This is a genomic window from Streptomyces sp. TOM-9 (genome assembly GCF_056858595.1).
Genome location: NZ_JBXEQB010000001.1, coordinates 5,885,507 through 5,900,545 on the forward strand (window position 1 = coordinate 5,885,507; position 15,039 = coordinate 5,900,545).

Annotated in this window: 18 protein-coding genes; 13 read left to right on the forward strand and 5 right to left on the reverse strand. The window is 71.8% G+C overall.

The genetic code is table 11. The features are described 5' to 3' along the window. The first annotated feature begins 3 nt into the window (after positions 1–3). From AC1VWI_RS27575 to AC1VWI_RS27595, 5 genes are all read left to right on the forward strand, one after another. Positions 4–888 (forward strand): DUF5936 domain-containing protein, encoded by an 885-nt coding sequence (locus AC1VWI_RS27575; RefSeq protein ID WP_499516928.1) that lies wholly within the window; start codon positions 4–6, stop codon positions 886–888. Between the two features lie 279 nt (positions 889–1,167). Next, positions 1,168–1,371, forward strand: a complete 204-nt coding sequence (locus AC1VWI_RS27580; RefSeq protein ID WP_499513695.1) for a hypothetical protein — start codon at positions 1,168–1,170, stop codon at positions 1,369–1,371. Then, positions 1,368–1,955, forward strand: coding sequence for a pilus assembly protein TadG-related protein (locus AC1VWI_RS27585; RefSeq protein WP_499516929.1), 588 nt, complete (start codon positions 1,368–1,370; stop codon positions 1,953–1,955). Before AC1VWI_RS27580 ends, AC1VWI_RS27585 begins: the two co-directional genes overlap by 4 nt. Before the next feature lie 14 nt (positions 1,956–1,969). After that, on the forward strand, positions 1,970–2,542 hold the full coding sequence (locus AC1VWI_RS27590; RefSeq protein WP_499513696.1) for a hypothetical protein: 573 nt from the start codon (positions 1,970–1,972) through the stop codon (positions 2,540–2,542). Positions 2,543–2,545: 3 nt separating this feature from the next. Further along, positions 2,546–3,199 (forward strand): OmpA family protein, encoded by a 654-nt coding sequence (locus AC1VWI_RS27595; RefSeq protein WP_499513697.1) that lies wholly within the window; start codon positions 2,546–2,548, stop codon positions 3,197–3,199. 325 nt (positions 3,200–3,524) lie between these two features. Here the strand turns inward: AC1VWI_RS27595 and AC1VWI_RS27600 are convergent, their stop codons facing one another. Then, positions 3,525–4,358 (reverse strand): alpha/beta fold hydrolase, encoded by an 834-nt coding sequence (locus AC1VWI_RS27600; protein WP_499513698.1) that lies wholly within the window; start codon positions 4,356–4,358, stop codon positions 3,525–3,527. Positions 4,359–4,512: 154 nt separating this feature from the next. On the opposite strand from AC1VWI_RS27600, the gene AC1VWI_RS27605 reads away from it, so the two are divergent. Further along, entirely contained in the window at positions 4,513–5,028 is a 516-nt protein-coding gene (locus AC1VWI_RS27605; RefSeq protein WP_499513699.1) for a DUF3592 domain-containing protein, read from the forward strand. A 43-nt stretch (positions 5,029–5,071) separates the two neighbouring features. On the opposite strand, the gene AC1VWI_RS27610 is transcribed toward AC1VWI_RS27605, so the two are convergent. Further along, positions 5,072–5,482, reverse strand: a complete 411-nt coding sequence (locus tag AC1VWI_RS27610) for a DUF192 domain-containing protein (protein ID WP_499513700.1) — start codon at positions 5,480–5,482, stop codon at positions 5,072–5,074. 47 nt (positions 5,483–5,529) lie between these two features. Between AC1VWI_RS27610 and AC1VWI_RS27615 the strand changes: the two genes are divergently transcribed. Beyond that, complete coding sequence (locus AC1VWI_RS27615) at positions 5,530–6,243, forward strand: prepilin peptidase (protein WP_499513701.1); 714 nt, start codon at positions 5,530–5,532, stop codon at positions 6,241–6,243. A gap of 18 nt (positions 6,244–6,261) precedes the next feature. On the opposite strand, the gene mgrA is transcribed toward AC1VWI_RS27615, so the two are convergent. After that, the gene (gene mgrA, locus AC1VWI_RS27620; RefSeq protein ID WP_499513702.1) at positions 6,262–7,302 is read right to left on the reverse strand and encodes an L-glyceraldehyde 3-phosphate reductase; all 1,041 of its coding nucleotides are present in this window, start codon (positions 7,300–7,302) and stop codon (positions 6,262–6,264) included. Between the two features lie 110 nt (positions 7,303–7,412). Here mgrA and AC1VWI_RS27625 point away from each other — a divergent pair, with 110 nt between their 5' ends. The 5 genes from AC1VWI_RS27625 (at position 7,413) to AC1VWI_RS27645 (ending at position 12,623) form a co-directional block, all read left to right on the forward strand. After that, a complete protein-coding gene (locus AC1VWI_RS27625; protein ID WP_499513703.1) occupies positions 7,413–8,186 on the forward strand; it encodes an isoprenyl transferase in 774 nt (257 codons plus the stop codon). Between the two features lie 54 nt (positions 8,187–8,240). Further along, positions 8,241–8,366: an undecaprenyl diphosphate synthase family protein gene (locus AC1VWI_RS27630; RefSeq protein WP_499513704.1), complete on the forward strand. Its 126-nt coding sequence runs from the start codon at positions 8,241–8,243 to the stop codon at positions 8,364–8,366. A 438-nt stretch (positions 8,367–8,804) separates the two neighbouring features. Further along, a complete protein-coding gene (gene phoH2 / locus AC1VWI_RS27635; protein WP_499513705.1) occupies positions 8,805–10,124 on the forward strand; it encodes an RNA 5'-3' helicase PhoH2 in 1,320 nt (439 codons plus the stop codon). A 398-nt stretch (positions 10,125–10,522) separates the two neighbouring features. After that, positions 10,523–11,191: an aggregation-promoting factor C-terminal-like domain-containing protein gene (locus AC1VWI_RS27640; protein ID WP_499513706.1), complete on the forward strand. Its 669-nt coding sequence runs from the start codon at positions 10,523–10,525 to the stop codon at positions 11,189–11,191. Positions 11,192–11,303: 112 nt separating this feature from the next. Further along, complete coding sequence (locus AC1VWI_RS27645) at positions 11,304–12,623, forward strand: AI-2E family transporter (RefSeq protein ID WP_499513707.1); 1,320 nt, start codon at positions 11,304–11,306, stop codon at positions 12,621–12,623. Positions 12,624–12,715: 92 nt separating this feature from the next. Here AC1VWI_RS27645 and AC1VWI_RS27650 read toward each other — a convergent pair whose 3' ends face one another. Both AC1VWI_RS27650 and AC1VWI_RS27655 read right to left on the reverse strand, forming a co-directional pair. Continuing rightward, positions 12,716–13,252 (reverse strand): alkyl hydroperoxide reductase, encoded by a 537-nt coding sequence (locus AC1VWI_RS27650; RefSeq protein ID WP_499513708.1) that lies wholly within the window; start codon positions 13,250–13,252, stop codon positions 12,716–12,718. A 2-nt stretch (positions 13,253–13,254) separates the two neighbouring features. Then, the gene (locus tag AC1VWI_RS27655; RefSeq protein WP_361809491.1) at positions 13,255–13,809 is read right to left on the reverse strand and encodes a peroxiredoxin; all 555 of its coding nucleotides are present in this window, start codon (positions 13,807–13,809) and stop codon (positions 13,255–13,257) included. A 308-nt stretch (positions 13,810–14,117) separates the two neighbouring features. Between AC1VWI_RS27655 and AC1VWI_RS27660 the strand changes: the two genes are divergently transcribed. Beyond that, positions 14,118–15,020 (forward strand): hydrogen peroxide-inducible genes activator, encoded by a 903-nt coding sequence (locus AC1VWI_RS27660; RefSeq protein ID WP_499513709.1) that lies wholly within the window; start codon positions 14,118–14,120, stop codon positions 15,018–15,020. The last annotated feature ends 19 nt before the right edge of the window (positions 15,021–15,039 follow it).

Here is a 15,039-nt window from a genome sequence, read left to right on the forward strand (position 1 = left end):
GTGATCACCGTCGTGCTGGCCGCCGTCGCCGCCCTGGGAGTGGTGGGCGTCTGCTACGGCATCGGCCTCTACCGTTCCGAGGTCAAGCTGCCCAGCGACCTCCAACTGGCCCTGGAGGTGGGCCGGACCCGCACCACCAAGGTCGGTAACGCCGTCGACCGCCTCGGGATGCGCTGGGCGCCCCTGGTGCTGCGCCTCATGGGCCCCGCCCGGGTCAACCGGATCCGCACCCGCATCGACCACGCGGGCCACCCCTACGGCCTCACCGTCGACCGCTACGCCGCCCGCCGCGCCGTCTACGGCGCCCTCGGCGGCCTCGCGGCCCTGGTGCTGCTGCGGGCGGGCCACTGGTTCGCCGCCCTCCTGATGGTCGCCTACGGCCTGGGCTGGACCGACCTCGGCATCCGGCTCGCCATCCGCAGGCGCCGCGACGAGATCGAGCGCACGCTCCCGGACTTCCTCGACGTCCTCGCGGTGGTGGTGAGCGCCGGCCTCGGCTTCCGCCAGGCCCTCGAACGCGTCGCCTCCGTCTACAAGGGCTCCTGGAGCGACGAGATCCGGATCGCCCTGCGCCAGATGGACGTCGGCGTCAGCCGCCGTGACGCCTTCGACCAGCTGCGCAGGCGCAACGGCAGCGAGCAGGTCGGGCAGTTCGTCACGGCCCTGCAGCAGGGCGAGGAACTGGGCGCGCCCATCGCCCGCACGCTGCTCCAGATCGCCACGGACATGCGGCGCACCGAGGCCCAGAACGCCCGCCGCCGCGCGGCCCGCACCGTGCCGCGCGCGACGGGTGTGATCACCACGCTCCTCGTCCCCGCGACGATGATCCTGCTGATGACGGGCACGATCCTCGGGTCGCGCATCAACTTCGGTGACCTGCTGGGGTGATGGGGGTGACAGGGTTGTGAACGCATGTTCGGTTCGGGTGGTGGGTAGTGACCGGAGCCGCCATATTGGGTGCGGAGCCCACGGTCGCGGTGTACATTTGCAGCCGCAACCACATTTGCACCTGCAATCAGGCACGGATCGCGGCGGGTTGACCCGAGGGGAGGCGGTGCGCCGTGGACCTCACCGGCACCGCAGCCGCCCGCGACGATAGCCAGACCCCGGCCGACGCAAGGGGCGCGGCCGGCGCACGTCACGTGACTACGGTTTGGGGCACGGAAGATGAGCAGGTGGGTTGTGAAACGACTGACCGCGCTGCGCACGCGCATGCGCGTCCGCGGCGACTCGGGGCAGACGTCGTTCGAGTACCTGGGCATCGCGGTGGTGATCGCGGTCATCATCGGTGTGCTGGCGACCACGGACATCGGCAATGCGATAAGGACCGGCATCCTGGACAAGATCGCGGACATCGTCGGCGGCGGCTGAACCGGCGGTTCGACGGCGACGGCGGCCAGACGCTCGGCCTCTACATCGTCGCCGTCGCCGCCCTGTTCTTCCTCGCCTTTGCCTACTTCGCCGTGGGGCAGGCCGCCTCCGTCCGCAATACCGCGCAGACCGCGGCCGACGCCTCGGCGCTCGCGGCCGCACGGGAGGTCAGGGACAGTGTTCGGGAGGCCTTCCTCGATGCCTTGGAGGCGGGAGACCTGGACCGGCTCCGGCATCTGCTCGCCTTGAACGGGATGACGCCCGGCAACGCCTGCGGCGCGGCGGCGAACTACGCCGGTCAGAACAGTGCGGTCGTCGACGAGTGCAACGCAGTCGGCCCGGGGGGTGCCACGGTCGCCCTTCACACTTCCGGGACGGTCGGCGAATCGGTCGTGCCGGGCACCGAGTCGATGCACGCGAGCGCTACCGCCACGGCGGTCGTCGAAAGCCGGTGCGCTGTCGACGACAAGGACGGTGACGCGATCACGTTCATCTGCGATGGGGACGAAATGCGCGTGGACCCGACGGCCGGCGATTTCGATCTGAACCTGGCGGAGTTCTTCTCCGTCCATCTCAGCGAGTGAGGAACGGGGGGCCGATGCGTATCCAGAAGCAAGGCCTGGCTGTAATCGTCGCCGTGGTCCTCGCCGCGGCACTGTCAGGGTGCGGTGGCGGTGACGGCGACGACAAGACGGCGGCTACGCCGTCCGCGAAGACGAGCGCGCCGGGCGGTTCGGACAAGTCGAGTGTCGCGCCCTCGGACGAGCCGACCCAAGTCCTGGCGCAGATGAAGGGTGAGAAAGACATCACCGTCACCCTGAACGAAGCCACGCGGGACTCGGGGGGATTCGTCACCGTCAAGGGCACGCTCACCAACGGAGGGGCATCGATCTTCAACGCCAGTTCCTGGGTGGGACCGGAGATGGCCGTCCAGAAATCCGGCGCCTCTATCGCCGGCGCCGTCTTGGTCGACTCGGTCGGCAAGAAGCGCTACTACGTGCTCCGGGACACCGAAGGCAAGTGCCTGTGCACGATGGGCCTCACCCTGATCAAGCCGGGCGAGACCCGGCCCCTCTTCGCGCAGTTCCCGGCGCCGCCGGAAGGCACCACCGAGGTGGAGTTCCAGCTGCCGACGATGCCCCCGGCCAAGATCACGATCGCGGAGGGGTGAGCCGTGCCCCGTCTCCGTCCGCATGCCCGTCCCGGTGTCGCGGCCGTGCTCGGCCTCGCGCTCGTGCTCACGCCGCTCACCGCCGCGGGCGCGCGGGCGGACGACGACCCGACGGCGCAGCCCACCCCGTCCGCGCCCACGAAGGTGGACGCGGCCGACCCGGACCTGCAACTGCCCGAGGGGGCGACGCTGGCGCCGCCCAAGGTGCTGGACATCGTCTCCGTGTCGGACGCGTCGTCCTCCGAGGACGCCTCGGCCGACGACGGCGAGGAGCGGCACGAGGAGTCGAACTCCTCGGTCACCTACGCCCTCCAGGCGGACGTCCTGTTCGGCAGGGACAGCGCCAAGCTGAATGCGACGGCCACCGCGCGGATCAAGGCCATCGCGTCCGACATCGATGCCAAGGGCGTCACGCAGCCGATCCGCGTGTTCGGCTTCACGGACGACCTGGGCTCGTACGAGCACGGCAAGGTGCTGTCCAAGAAGCGGGCCGACGCCGTCTACAAGATCCTGGCGGAGGAGCTCGGTTCGCTCGGCAACTCCGTCCACTCGTTCCAGGTCCGCGGGTACAGCGAGGACTACCCCATCGCCGACAACTCCACCGAGGCGGGCCGCAAGCAGAACCGCCGCGTGGAGATCACGTTCCGTCCGTCGTAGCGTCGCGGGCCGCCGGTCAACCGAACGGCTCACCCACGTGGGTAAGGCGCGGCGACAGAGCCCTTAAATTCCGGGCCAAAGGTCCGGTGCTTTCCGTGACGGAGCGTATGCGGTGCGGATGTGGCGTGGGTGGACGAGTCGCCGCATTCGCGGCCATTCGGTCTAATCGCCCGGCGATCGAGCCACTTCTTCGAGGGAACCTTCACATCTCCCTCATGACCTTGGACCTGGAGAGCGGTTCCGGCGCGGTACCTTGGAATCCCCCCCCTCGGGCCGGTCCGCTCTCCCCCCCTGCGGACCGGCCCGTCTTCTTTCCCCCCGCGTCTCACTCCGTCAGGAAGGGCCGCACGCTCGCCAGGAACAGGTCCGGCCGCTCGTTGTACGGCTCGTGCGCCGTGGGCAGGGTCGCGTACGCGGCGCCGGGCGGCAGCGAACGGCGGGCCCGGCGACCGTCGGTGAGCACGGGGAGCAGCGGATCGCGGCGGCCCCAGAGCAGCAGGACGGGCGGGACGATCCCCGGCAGGACGCCGCTCAGCCCGAATCCGGGCGCGGCGAAGGCGCGCCACAGGGCGCAGTGCACCGCGAGCCGGCCGGCGTCGGCACGGACGCCACGGGCGCGTTCGTACGTCGCGCGGGCGCTGCTCGTACGGAGCCTGCCCAGGTAGGCACGGGCCAGCGGGGCGATGAGGCGCCCGGCGCTGGACGGACGTCCCATCACGGCACGGCAGAACCAGCGGGTCACCGGGGTGAGCCGGGTGAAACCGGCCGGGTCGACCAGGACGAGCCCGGCCACCTGCGCCGGGCGGCGCTCGGCCAGCCGTACGGCGGCCCAGCCGCCCACGCTGTTGCCGACGACGTAGACGCGAGGCGCGCCGCCCCGCGCGATGGCGTCGAGGGCGCGCTCCGCCACGTCCGCGAGTCCATCGGGGGTGACGGAGTGCGGGGCGGCGGCGGCGGTGGAGCGGCCGTAGCCGGGCCAGTCGAGGGCGAAGACCTCGCGTTCCGCGGCGAGTCCGGCCGCGACGGCTCCGTAGTCCCGGCTGTCGCCGGGGTTGGCGTGCAGCAGCAGCACGGGCGTGCGCGGGGTGCCGGTGGCCGGGGTGCCGAGGCGGTGCAGGGCGACGTCGCCCAGCGGGGTGGCGAGCACGGTGTGGCCCATGGCGGGAGCGTAGTGCCGGTGCGGCACCGCCAACGCCCCCTTCCACGCTCCCGGTCGGGTGAGCTCCGGCACCCGCCCCGGCGGGAACCGGCCGGGCGCGCCGGGTGTCTCCGTACGACAACGGGGGCGGTCGCCCCCGGCGTGATGACGGGGGATGTCGATGGAAGCCGCGATACCGGTGCTCTTCGTCGCGATGGCCGCACTGATCACGCTCGTACCGCTGGTGGTCGCGGTACGCGCGGGCCGTCGCGTGCTGTGGATACGGCGGGCCGTGCACGGCGGGCTGCGCGCCGAGGGGCGCTGTGTGCGGGTCTACACGACCGTGGGCTCGACGGGTGAGGGCCCGACCCACTCGCGGCAGCACTTCGTCTTCGAGTTCCGGACCGCCGACGGGCGCGACGTGCGCTTCGAGGACCCGGGGGCGCCGGGCACGACGATCGAGGGCGACCACCTGACGGTCGCCTACGTCCCCGAGGCACCCGAGCGCGCGCTGGTCGTCCCGGCCGGCTACCGGGTGCCGTACGGGCAACTGGCGCTGACGCTGGTCTTCCTGGGGATCTTCCTGGGGATCTTCCTGGCCGCGGGGATCCTGTTCCTCGTCATCGGCGCACAGTCCCCCGACTTCCCCGGCTTCTCCGACTCCGAGGACTTCGGCGGCGGCGGGTTCTAGAAGGCCGCCACGGCCGCCCGCAGCGGACGGGACGCGGCAGGGGTCACGCCTGCGCCTCCACGGTCACCGCCGTCCCCGGCACCAGGCCCCATGCCGCCATCGCGCCGGCCTCCGCCTCCAGCACGTGACGGGCCCGCAGCCGCGGGCGGCCCAGCCGGCCGGGCGGCATGGTGCGGACGGCGAGGACCCGCAGGCGGCGGTCGAGGTAGGCGACGTCGATGGCGAAGCGCATGCCCAGGGTGTGCACGCTCGCGGCGGGCGTGAGCAGCAGCGCCCCGGTGATGCCGGTTCGGCCCAGCAGCCCCCGGGTGCGGGCCCGGTAGGAGGCCGCGATCTCCAGCGGTATCCCCGTGCCGTCCGGCGTCCCCGTGCCGTCCGGCGTCCCCGCGCCGTCCGTGCCGCGGCCGCCGGTGAGGCGCAGCAGCCCGGTCCCGTCGCGCCGGCGGTCACCCATGCGGCTCACGTCCCTTCGCGTGGTGCGCCCGTGTACGGTCGGGCCCGATGCATGTCTATCCGATCGCCGCGGCCGTCGTGTGGGGAACCGTCGCGGGGCTCGCCCTGCCGCGTCCGGCGTACCGGCTGTCCGTCGCGCCCGAGCAGCCCTGGCGGACCCGGTGCCCGGCGGACGTGCCCTACCCGGCCGGCCGGCGCGGCTGGTGGGGGCCGTTGCGCAACGCCGGCAAGCCGGCCGCCGGATGGCGCTACGCCCTGGTGACCGCCGTGGTCTGCGCGGCCGTCGCGGCGGGCACCGGGCCGCGGCCCGAACTGACGGTGTGGCTGCTGCTCGTCCCGCTCGGAGTGCTGCTGGCCCGCGTCGACCTGACGGTGCTGCGGCTCCCGGACGTGCTGACGCTGCCCGCCGCCACGGGGACGGCGGCTCTGCTGGGGGCGGCCGCGCTGCTCCCGGGCCATGAGGGCTCGTGGCCCCGGGCGCTGCTGGGGGCGGCCGTGCTGGGGCTGTTCTACCTCGTGCTGCACCTGGTCAACCCGGACGGCATGGGCTTCGGCGACGTCAAACTCGCCCCCACCGCGGGCATGGTCCTCGCCTGGCACGGGTGGGGGACGCTCGCCGCCGGCACCTTCGCGGCCTTCGCGCTGGGCGCGGTCACGGGCCTCGTGCTGCTGGCGGCCCGTCGCGCCGAGCGCCGTACGCCGCTGCCCTTCGGGCCGTTCATCCTGGCCGGCGCCCTGGCCGGACCGCTGCTGCCGTCCTGACCAGGGCGCCCGCCGACCTCACGCGTCGCTGCTGCGGGACCAGAGGTTGACGCCCGACTCGAGGGCGAACTCGTCGATCTCGGCGAGATCCTCGGCCGTCAGCGGGGCGGCACCCACCGCCGCGACGTTGGCCTCCAGCTGGGCGACGCTCGACGCCCCGATGAGCGCCGAGGTGATCCGCTTGTCGCGCAGCACCCAGCTCAGCGCGAGCTGCGCCAGCGACTGACCGCGCCGGGCGGCGGTGCCGTTGAGGCCGCGCAGCCTCCGCACGACCTCGTCGGTGATCAGGGTGGGGTCGAGGGACTTGCCCTGGGCGGCCCGGGAACCCTCGGGGATGCCGTTGAGGTACTTGTCCGTCAGCAGGCCCTGGGCCAGGGGGACGAAGGGGATGCAGCCCATGCCCTCCTCGTCCAGGACGTCCAGGAGACCGTCGTCCTCGACCCAGCGGTTGATCATGGAGTACGAGGGCTGGTGGATCAGCGCCGGGACGCCCATCTGGCGCAGCAGCGCGGCGGCCTCGCGGGTGCGCTGCGCGCTGTAGGAGGAGATGCCGACGTAGAGCGCCTTGCCCTGCTGGACGGCGGACGCGAGGGCGCCCATCGTCTCCTCCAGCGGCGTGTCGGGGTCGAAGCGGTGCGAGTAGAAGATGTCGACGTAGTCCAGGCCCATCCGGTCCAGGGACTGGTCCAGCGAGGAGAGCAGGTACTTGCGGCTGCCCCACTCGCCGTACGGGCCGGGCCACATGTCGTACCCCGCCTTGGTCGAGATGACCAGTTCGTCGCGGTAGGGCCGGAAGTCCTGGGCGAGGATGGTCCCGAAGTTGCTCTCGGCGGAGCCGTAGGGCGGGCCGTAGTTGTTGGCCAGGTCGAAGTGCGTGACGCCGAGGTCGAAGGCGCGGCGCAGGATGGCGCGCTGCGAGTCGAGCGTGCGGTCGTCGCCGAAGTTGTGCCAGAGCCCGAGGGAGATCTCGGGGAGCTTGAGGCCGCTGCGGCCGGTCCGGCGGTACGCCATCGCGTCGTAGCGCTCGTCGGCGGCGCGGTAGAGAGAACGAATATCCACAGAAGCGGTCCTATCACGACGGCGGTCCACAGCCCTGCACCCGGTTCGGCGGCCCGAGGGGAGGCGCAGTAGGGTGGCGAAGGGGTGACGACCGCAGGAGGGGCCCGCCAATGAATCTGCGCGACCTGGTACGTCTCAGGTTGACCGACCTGTACGCCCACCGTGTGGAGCGCCGGCTCGACCTGTCGCAGGGCCCCAAGCACATCGGCGTCATCCTCGACGGCAACCGCCGCTGGGCCAAGGCCGCCGCGCGGACGACCGAGCAGGGCCACCGGGCCGGCGCGGACAAGATCACCGAGGTCCTCGGCTGGTCCGAGGAGACCGGCGTCGAGGTCGTCACGCTCTGGCTGCTCTCCACGGACAACCTGGACCGCCCGGCGGAGGAACTCGTCCCGCTGCTCGGCATCATCGAGGACGCGGTCCGCGGGCTCGCCGCGACCGGCCGCTGGCGCGTCCACCACGTCGGCGCGAAGGACCTGCTGCCCGCCCGTACCCAGTCCGTCCTCAAGGAGGCCGAGCAGGCCACGGAGGGCGTCGAGGGCATACTCGTCAACGTCGCCGTGGGCTACGGCGGCCGCCAGGAGATCGCCGACGCGGTCCGTTCCCTCCTCCACGAGCACGCCGGCCGCGGCACCTCCATCGAGGACCTCGCGGAGATCCTCGACATCGACCACATCGCGGAGCACCTCTACACCCGCGGCCAGCCCGACCCCGACCTCGTCATCCGCACCTCCGGCGAGCAGCGCCTGTCGGGCTTCATGCTGTGGCAGAGCGCGCATTCGGAGTACTACTTCTGCGAGGTGTTCTGGCCGGCGTTCCGCCGGGTGGACTTCCTGCGGGCGTTGCGTGATTACGCGGCGCGGCACCGGCGCTACGGGGCTTGAGCGCGGACCCCGGTTCCCGGGGGTGCGGGGGGTGGCTCCCCGCGTGGATGCAGCATGTTGTGGCAGAGCGCGCATTCGGAGTACTGCTTCTGCGAGGTGTTCTGGCCGGCGTTCCGCCGGGTGGACTTCCTGCGGGCGTTGCGTGATTACGCGGCGCGGCACCGGCGCTACGGGGCTTGAGCGCGGACCCCGGTTCCCGGGGTCACCCGAACGGCCCTGCCGGGAAGAGATGCGCCACACCGGGCTTGCGGCGAACGGCCGAAGGGGCGGTGGCCGGATTACGTCCCGGCGACGGGGGCGCGAACATCGGGCGGCGGGGCGGCAAGGGTAGGGCCCGGGCCAACACCTGTCATATGCAGTCGCATAGGGCTCCACTTTCGAGGGAATAGACCCGTCAGACCGACATCCGGCCCATGGATGTCGGACAGAAGCGGACGGCACCTGGCCCGTCCGCCCGGGAGGCCCCTTGCTCACGGACGTGCCGTTGTCAACCCTTGACTCGGACGGCATTGACCGCGTCGACTCGAAGGGCCGCGGTCCGGCCCTCCTGGTCGGTCCCGGCCCTGTCCCGCGCGACGCCGTCGCACCCCGACCTCTTCCGAGGGGGTTCGTCCACACGTGGTGACCAGCAAGAATCGCCGTGAGCACGACCGGCGCACTTACGTACTCGACACCAGCGTGCTGCTTGCCGACCCGCATGCCCTCCTCCGCTTCGACGAGCACGAGGTGGTCCTGCCGGTTGTGGTGGTGACCGAGTTGGAAGCCAAGCGCCACCACCCCGAGCTCGGCTACTTCGCCCGCCAGGCGTTGCGGCTGCTCGACGAGTACCGGATCCGGTACGGGCGGCTGGACGCACCCATCCCGATCGGCGAGCTGGGCGGCACCCTGCGCGTCGAGCTGAACCACTCGGACCCGGGCGTGCTGCCCGCGGGGTTCCGCCTGGGCGACAACGACTCGCGGATCCTCGCGGTGGCCCGGAACCTCCAGGCCGAGGGGTACGACGTCACCGTCGTCTCCAAGGACCTGCCGCTGCGCGTCAAGGCCTCCTCCGTCGGCCTGCTGGCCGAGGAGTACCGGGCCGAGCTGGCGATCACCTCCGGGTGGACGGGGATGCACGAGCTGCAGGTCTCGGCCCAGGAGGTGGACGACCTCTTCCAGGAGGAGACGGTCGACGTCCCCGACGCGGCCGGGCTCCCGGTGCACACCGGTCTGGTGCTGCAGTCGGACCGCGGCAAGGCGCTCGGCCGGGTCACGGCCGACGGCCGGGTCCGGCTGGTGCGCGGTGACCGGGAGGCCTTCGGCATCCACGGCCGCAGCGCCGAGCAGCGGATCGCGCTGGACCTGCTGCTCGACCCGGACGTCGGCATCGTGTCGATGGGCGGCCGGGCCGGCACCGGCAAGTCGGCGCTGGCGCTGTGCGCGGGGCTGGAGGCGGTGCTGGAGCGTCAGCAGCACCAGAAGGTCATGGTCTTCCGGCCGCTGTACGCCGTGGGCGGTCAGGAGCTCGGCTACCTGCCGGGCACCGAGGCGGAGAAGATGAGCCCGTGGGCCCAGGCGGTCTTCGACACCCTGGGCGCGGTGACGTCGAAGGAGGTCATCGAGGAGGTCGTGGCGCGCGGCATGCTGGAGGTCCTGCCCCTCACGCACATCCGGGGCCGCTCCCTGCACGACGCCTTCGTGATCGTCGACGAGGCGCAGTCCCTGGAGCGCAACGTCCTGCTGACCGTGTTGTCCCGTATCGGGCAGAATTCCCGGGTCGTCCTGACTCATGACGTCGCCCAGCGCGACAACCTGAGGGTGGGTCGGTACGACGGAGTGGTCGCCGTCGTCGAGAAGCTCAAGGGCCACCCGCTGTTCGCGCACATCACCCTGACCCGCTCCGAGCGCTCGCCGATCGCCGCGCTCGTGACGGAGATGCTGGAGGACGGGCGGGCGTAACAGGCGAGTTGGACGGTCCGCTAGGCTGCTGCGCCGCGAGGGCGCAGCAGCCTAGCGCTGCGTGCGGAGGCTACGGATGCGTAACGGAAATTTCCGTGGCCCACGTGGCGTGTGAGCTTTGACACGCAACGGGGAATTGCGTGGACGCGTCCGGCTACGGCAGGCTGTCGGTTCTGTCAGGCCCCCGCCCTCGGCACACCCGTACCCGCAAACGTACGGAACCTCAGAACTGAACAGCGTTCGCCGTGGGCCGCCCGAACCGAATCAGCGGACTCCCGCCCCGTCGGGGGAGCCGCACCGGGCCAGTGCTTCTGTGACCGGTGCAGCAGGAAGCCAGTGCGAAGGGGCACGATCGCGTCCGCGAGGTCACCAAGCGGGCGACGCTGGAAGGAAACCGTGTGAGCCGGATCTCGGTCCGGGGATTCGCGGTGGCTTCGGCCACTGCGGTCACCACTGTGGGCGCCGTCGTCGGTGTCGCCTCCGGCAGCGAGGGTGTCGTACAGCCCGTCGCCGCCGCCGATGCGACCACCGTCCTCGCGGACATACCCGCTGGGCAGCAGGTCCAGCAGGCTTCCCTCACGCAGCAGGTGCAGGCGCAGTCCGACGCCGCCGACGCCGGTGCGAAGAAGGCCGCCGAGGAGGCAGCGCGCAAGCAGGCCGCCAAGGACGCCTCCGCCCGCAAGAAGGCGGAGGAGAAGGCCGAGGCCGACCGCAAGGCCAAGGAGGCCTCCCGCGCCGCGGAGCGCGCCGCGCTGGTCGTGAAGGCCTCGTACACGGTCTCCGAAGTCCAGGCCATGGCCCAGGGCCTCATAGGCGACGCCTCCCAGTACCAGTGCTTCTCCAACATCGTCACCCGTGAGAGCGGCTGGAACTACACCGCGACGAACGCCTCTTCCGGCGCCTACGGCCTCGTCCAGGCCCTGCCCGGCTCCAAGATGGCCTCCGCGGGCGCCGACTGGCGCACCAACCCCGGTACCCAGATCAAGTGGGGCCTCAACTACATGAACAGCCGGTACGGCAGTCCCTGCGGTGCCTGGTCGTTCTGGCAGGCCAACCACTGGTACTAGGCCGTACATCCACAAATCGCCGACGAGCCCCCGACCCCTTGAGGGATCGGGGGCTCGTTGCGCGTACGGTGGTGCGGACGGACAGTCCGGGGGGCGGGGGACAGGGGAAGCGATGTCGGAGAAGCGCCAATGGGGCTCCGGGCTGGCGGCGGAGCTCGCCAAGCTCGCCGGGAGGCTGGAGGAACAGCGCCGGGCCGCGGCCGAGGGCGCCCGCGAGGAGGCCCGCCGTCAGGAGGAGCAGGCCACGCGCCGGTACCCGCCGCGCGCCTCCGGCCCCGGCGACCCGGTCGCCCGGGTGCCGTGGAGCATGCGGGTCGCGGCCGAACTCGGCTGGCGGCTGCTGGTGCTGGCCGGCACCGTCTGGGTGCTGATGCGGGTGATCGGCACCATACAGCTGGTCGTCCTCTCCTTCGTCGCCGCGCTGCTGATCACCGCGCTGCTGCAGCCCTTCGTGGGCCGGCTGAAGCGGTTGGGGGTGCCGCGCGGGTTCGCCACGGCCATCGTCTTCATCGGCGGCTTCGTGATGATGGGCCTGGTCGGCTGGTTCGTGGTCTGGCAGGTCATGGAGAACGTCGACAACCTCTCCAACAGCCTCCAGGACGGCATCACCGAACTGAAGCGCTGGCTGCTCAACAGCCCGTTCCACGTGACCGAGGACCAGATCAACCAGATCGCCAAGAACCTCCAGGAGGCGATCGGCACCAACTCCAAGGCGCTGACCGACGCCGGGCTGCAGGGCGTCACCGTCGTCGTGGAGATGCTCACCGGCATCCTCCTGGCGATGTTCAGCACGCTCTTCCTGCTCTACGACGGCCGGAACATCTGGAACTGGTTCCTCAAGCTCTTCCCCGTGGACGCCCGCGACGGACTCGGCGGCGCGGGGCCGCGCGCCTGGCGCACGCTCACCCTCTACGTGCGCGGCACGGTGATAGTGGCCCTGATCGACGCCATCTTCATCGGCATCGGCATCTTCTTCCTCGGGGTGCCGATGGCGGTGCCGCTGGCCGTCATCATCTTCCTCGCCGCGTTCGTCCCGCTGGTCGGCGCGGTCGCCTCGGGCGTCATCGCGATGGTGGTGGCGCTGGTGACGGAAGGTCCGTTCACGGCGCTGATGGTGCTGGTGGTGGTCCTGCTGGTGCAGCAGATCGAGGGCCACATCCTGCAGCCGTTCATCCTGGGCCGGGCGGTGCGGGTGCACCCGCTCGGCGTGATCCTGTCGGTGGCGGCCGGTTCGCTCATCGCGGGGATCGGCGGGGCGGTCGTGGCCGTACCGCTGGTCGCGGTGACCAACACCGTGGTCGGCTACCTGCGGGCCCACTCCCGGGAGGCGGCGATGGCCGACGAGCCCGCACCGCACGGAGCGACGGCCGCCGAGGTGGCGCCGGTCGGCGCGCGGGGACTCCCCGACGCCACGCCGGGGGAGACCGTCTGACGGTGTGACCGCCCGGTGCCGCGGCCGGCCCGACACCGGACGGCCGAAGGGCCCGGCCCCCCGAAGGGTGGCCGGGCCCGCAGGAGCACACGTCACGCGCCGGCGAGGACCGCCTCGGCGTCCAGGGTCGCCGCGACCGCCTGCACGACGGCGGCGATCTTGAATGCCTCCTGGACCGTCTCGCGCTCGACGCCCGCCTTGCGCAGCACCTGCTCGTGCGAGTCGAGGCACATCCCGCAGCCGTTGATCGCCGAGACCGCCAGCGACCAGAGCTCGAAGTCGGTCTTGTCGACGCCCGGGTTGCCGATGACGTTCATCCGCAGACCGGCCCGCAGGTTGCCGTACTCCGGGTCCGACAGCAGGTGCCGGGTCCGGTAGTAGACGTTGTTCATCGCCATGATGGCGGCGGCGGCCTTGGCGGCCTGGTACGCCTCCGGCGAGAGGTTCTCGCGGGCCTCGGGCTCCAGCGCGCGCATCACCAGGGCCGAGCGCGAGGCGATGGCGGTGGCCAGCACCGTGCCCCACAGCTGCTGCTGGGGGAGCTCGGAGTTGCCGATCACGGAGCCCAGGTTGAGCTTGAGGTCCTTGGCGTAGTCCGGCAGTGCGGACTTCAGCTCATCGAGCGCCACGGTCACTCACCGGCCAGCAACTTGACGACGTCGAGGGTCTCGTCGCCCTTCTTCCAGTTGCACGGGCACAGCTCGTCCGTCTGCAGCGCGTCGAGGACCCGCAGGACCTCCTTGGGGTTACGGCCCACGGAACCGGCGGTCACCATGACGAACTGGATCTCGTTGTTCGGGTCGACGATGAAGGTGGCGCGCTGGGCGACGCCGTCCTCGCCGAGGATCCCGAGGTCGGTGCACAGCTCGCGCTTGATGTCCGACAGCATCGGGAAGGGCAGGTCGCGCAGGTCGTCGTGGTCCTTGCGCCAGGCGTGGTGCACGAACTCGGAGTCGACGGAGAAGCCGAGGATCTGCGCGTCACGGTCGGCGAACTCGTCGTTCAGCTTGCCGAACGCCGCGATCTCCGTCGGGCAGACGAAGGTGAAGTCCTTCGGCCACGCGAAGTAGACCTTCCACTTGCCCTCGTACGACTTGTGGTCGATCTGGGCGAAGGCCTTCTCGGGGTCGAGGTCCACACAGGCGGTCAGTTCGAACGTGGGGAACTTGTCACCGACGGTGAGCACACGCACTCCTAGGGAGGGTCGGGACCCGGGGCGCGGGGTGGCCGCAGGGTCCCTCGATGGGTCCCGCTCACCCTGCCATGAGGCCATTGATCAGTGAAATCGCCCCGGCAGGGCGCATTGATCGGAACCCCTTATCGACGCGTGAGGCTCCGGCGAGCCGCTGCGCAGAGTGACCGGCGCCACAGGGTGCGGACCGCCGCCCCGGCCCGGCGGCCATTGATCGCGTACGCAACTAGACTGGAGGCCGTTGATCGGAGGCGGTTATCAGTAGTCAGCGCGGCAGTCAGCGCCAGCCGAGCCTGTCCCAGTTGCGGGCCTTCGCGGCCGTCGCCGAGCACCTGCACTTCAGGGACGCGGCCGCGGCGATCGGCACGAGCCAGCCGGCGCTGTCCGGGGCGGTCGCCGCGCTGGAGGAGGCGCTCGGGGTGGTGCTCGTGGAGCGCACGACCCGCAGGGTGCTGCTGACCTCGGCGGGGGAGCGCGTCGCGGTCCGGGCGCGGGTGGTGCTGGGGGCGGTCGGCGACCTGCTCGACGAGGCGGAGGCGGCGCGCGCGCCCTTCACGGGGGTGCTGCGGCTCGGGGTGATCCCGACGGTGGCGCCCTACCTGCTGCCGACCGTGCTGCGGCTGGCGCACGACACGTACCCGGAGCTCGACCTGCAGGTGCACGAGGAGCAGACGTCCTCGCTGCTGGACGGCCTCACGGCGGGCCGGCTGGACCTGCTGCTGCTCGCCGTACCGCTCGGTGTCCCCGCCGTCGCCGAACTGCCGCTCTTCGACGAGGACTTCGTCCTGGTCACCCCGCGCGACCACTGGCTGGCCGGACGGACGGACATCCCCCGCGAGGCCCTGCGGCAGCTGGACCTGCTGCTGCTGGAGGAGGGGCACTGCCTGCGCGACCAGGCGCTGGACGTCTGCCGGGAGGCGGGCCGCACCGAGGGGGCGACCGCCACCACGACCGCGGCGGGGCTGTCCACGCTGGTGCAGCTGGTGGCCGGCGGGCTCGGGGTGACGCTGCTGCCGAGGACGGCGGTCCCGGTGGAGACCGGACGCAGCGCGGACCTCGCCACGGGGTACTTCGCCGACCCGGCGCCGTCACGGCGCATCGCGCTGGCGATGCGCGCGGGCACCGCGCGCGCGGAGGAGTTCGAGGCCTTCGCCTCCGCGCTGCGCGGTGCCCTGGCGCCGCTGCCGGTACGGTTCGCCCGCTGACGGCCGCGGGCCGTCGGCG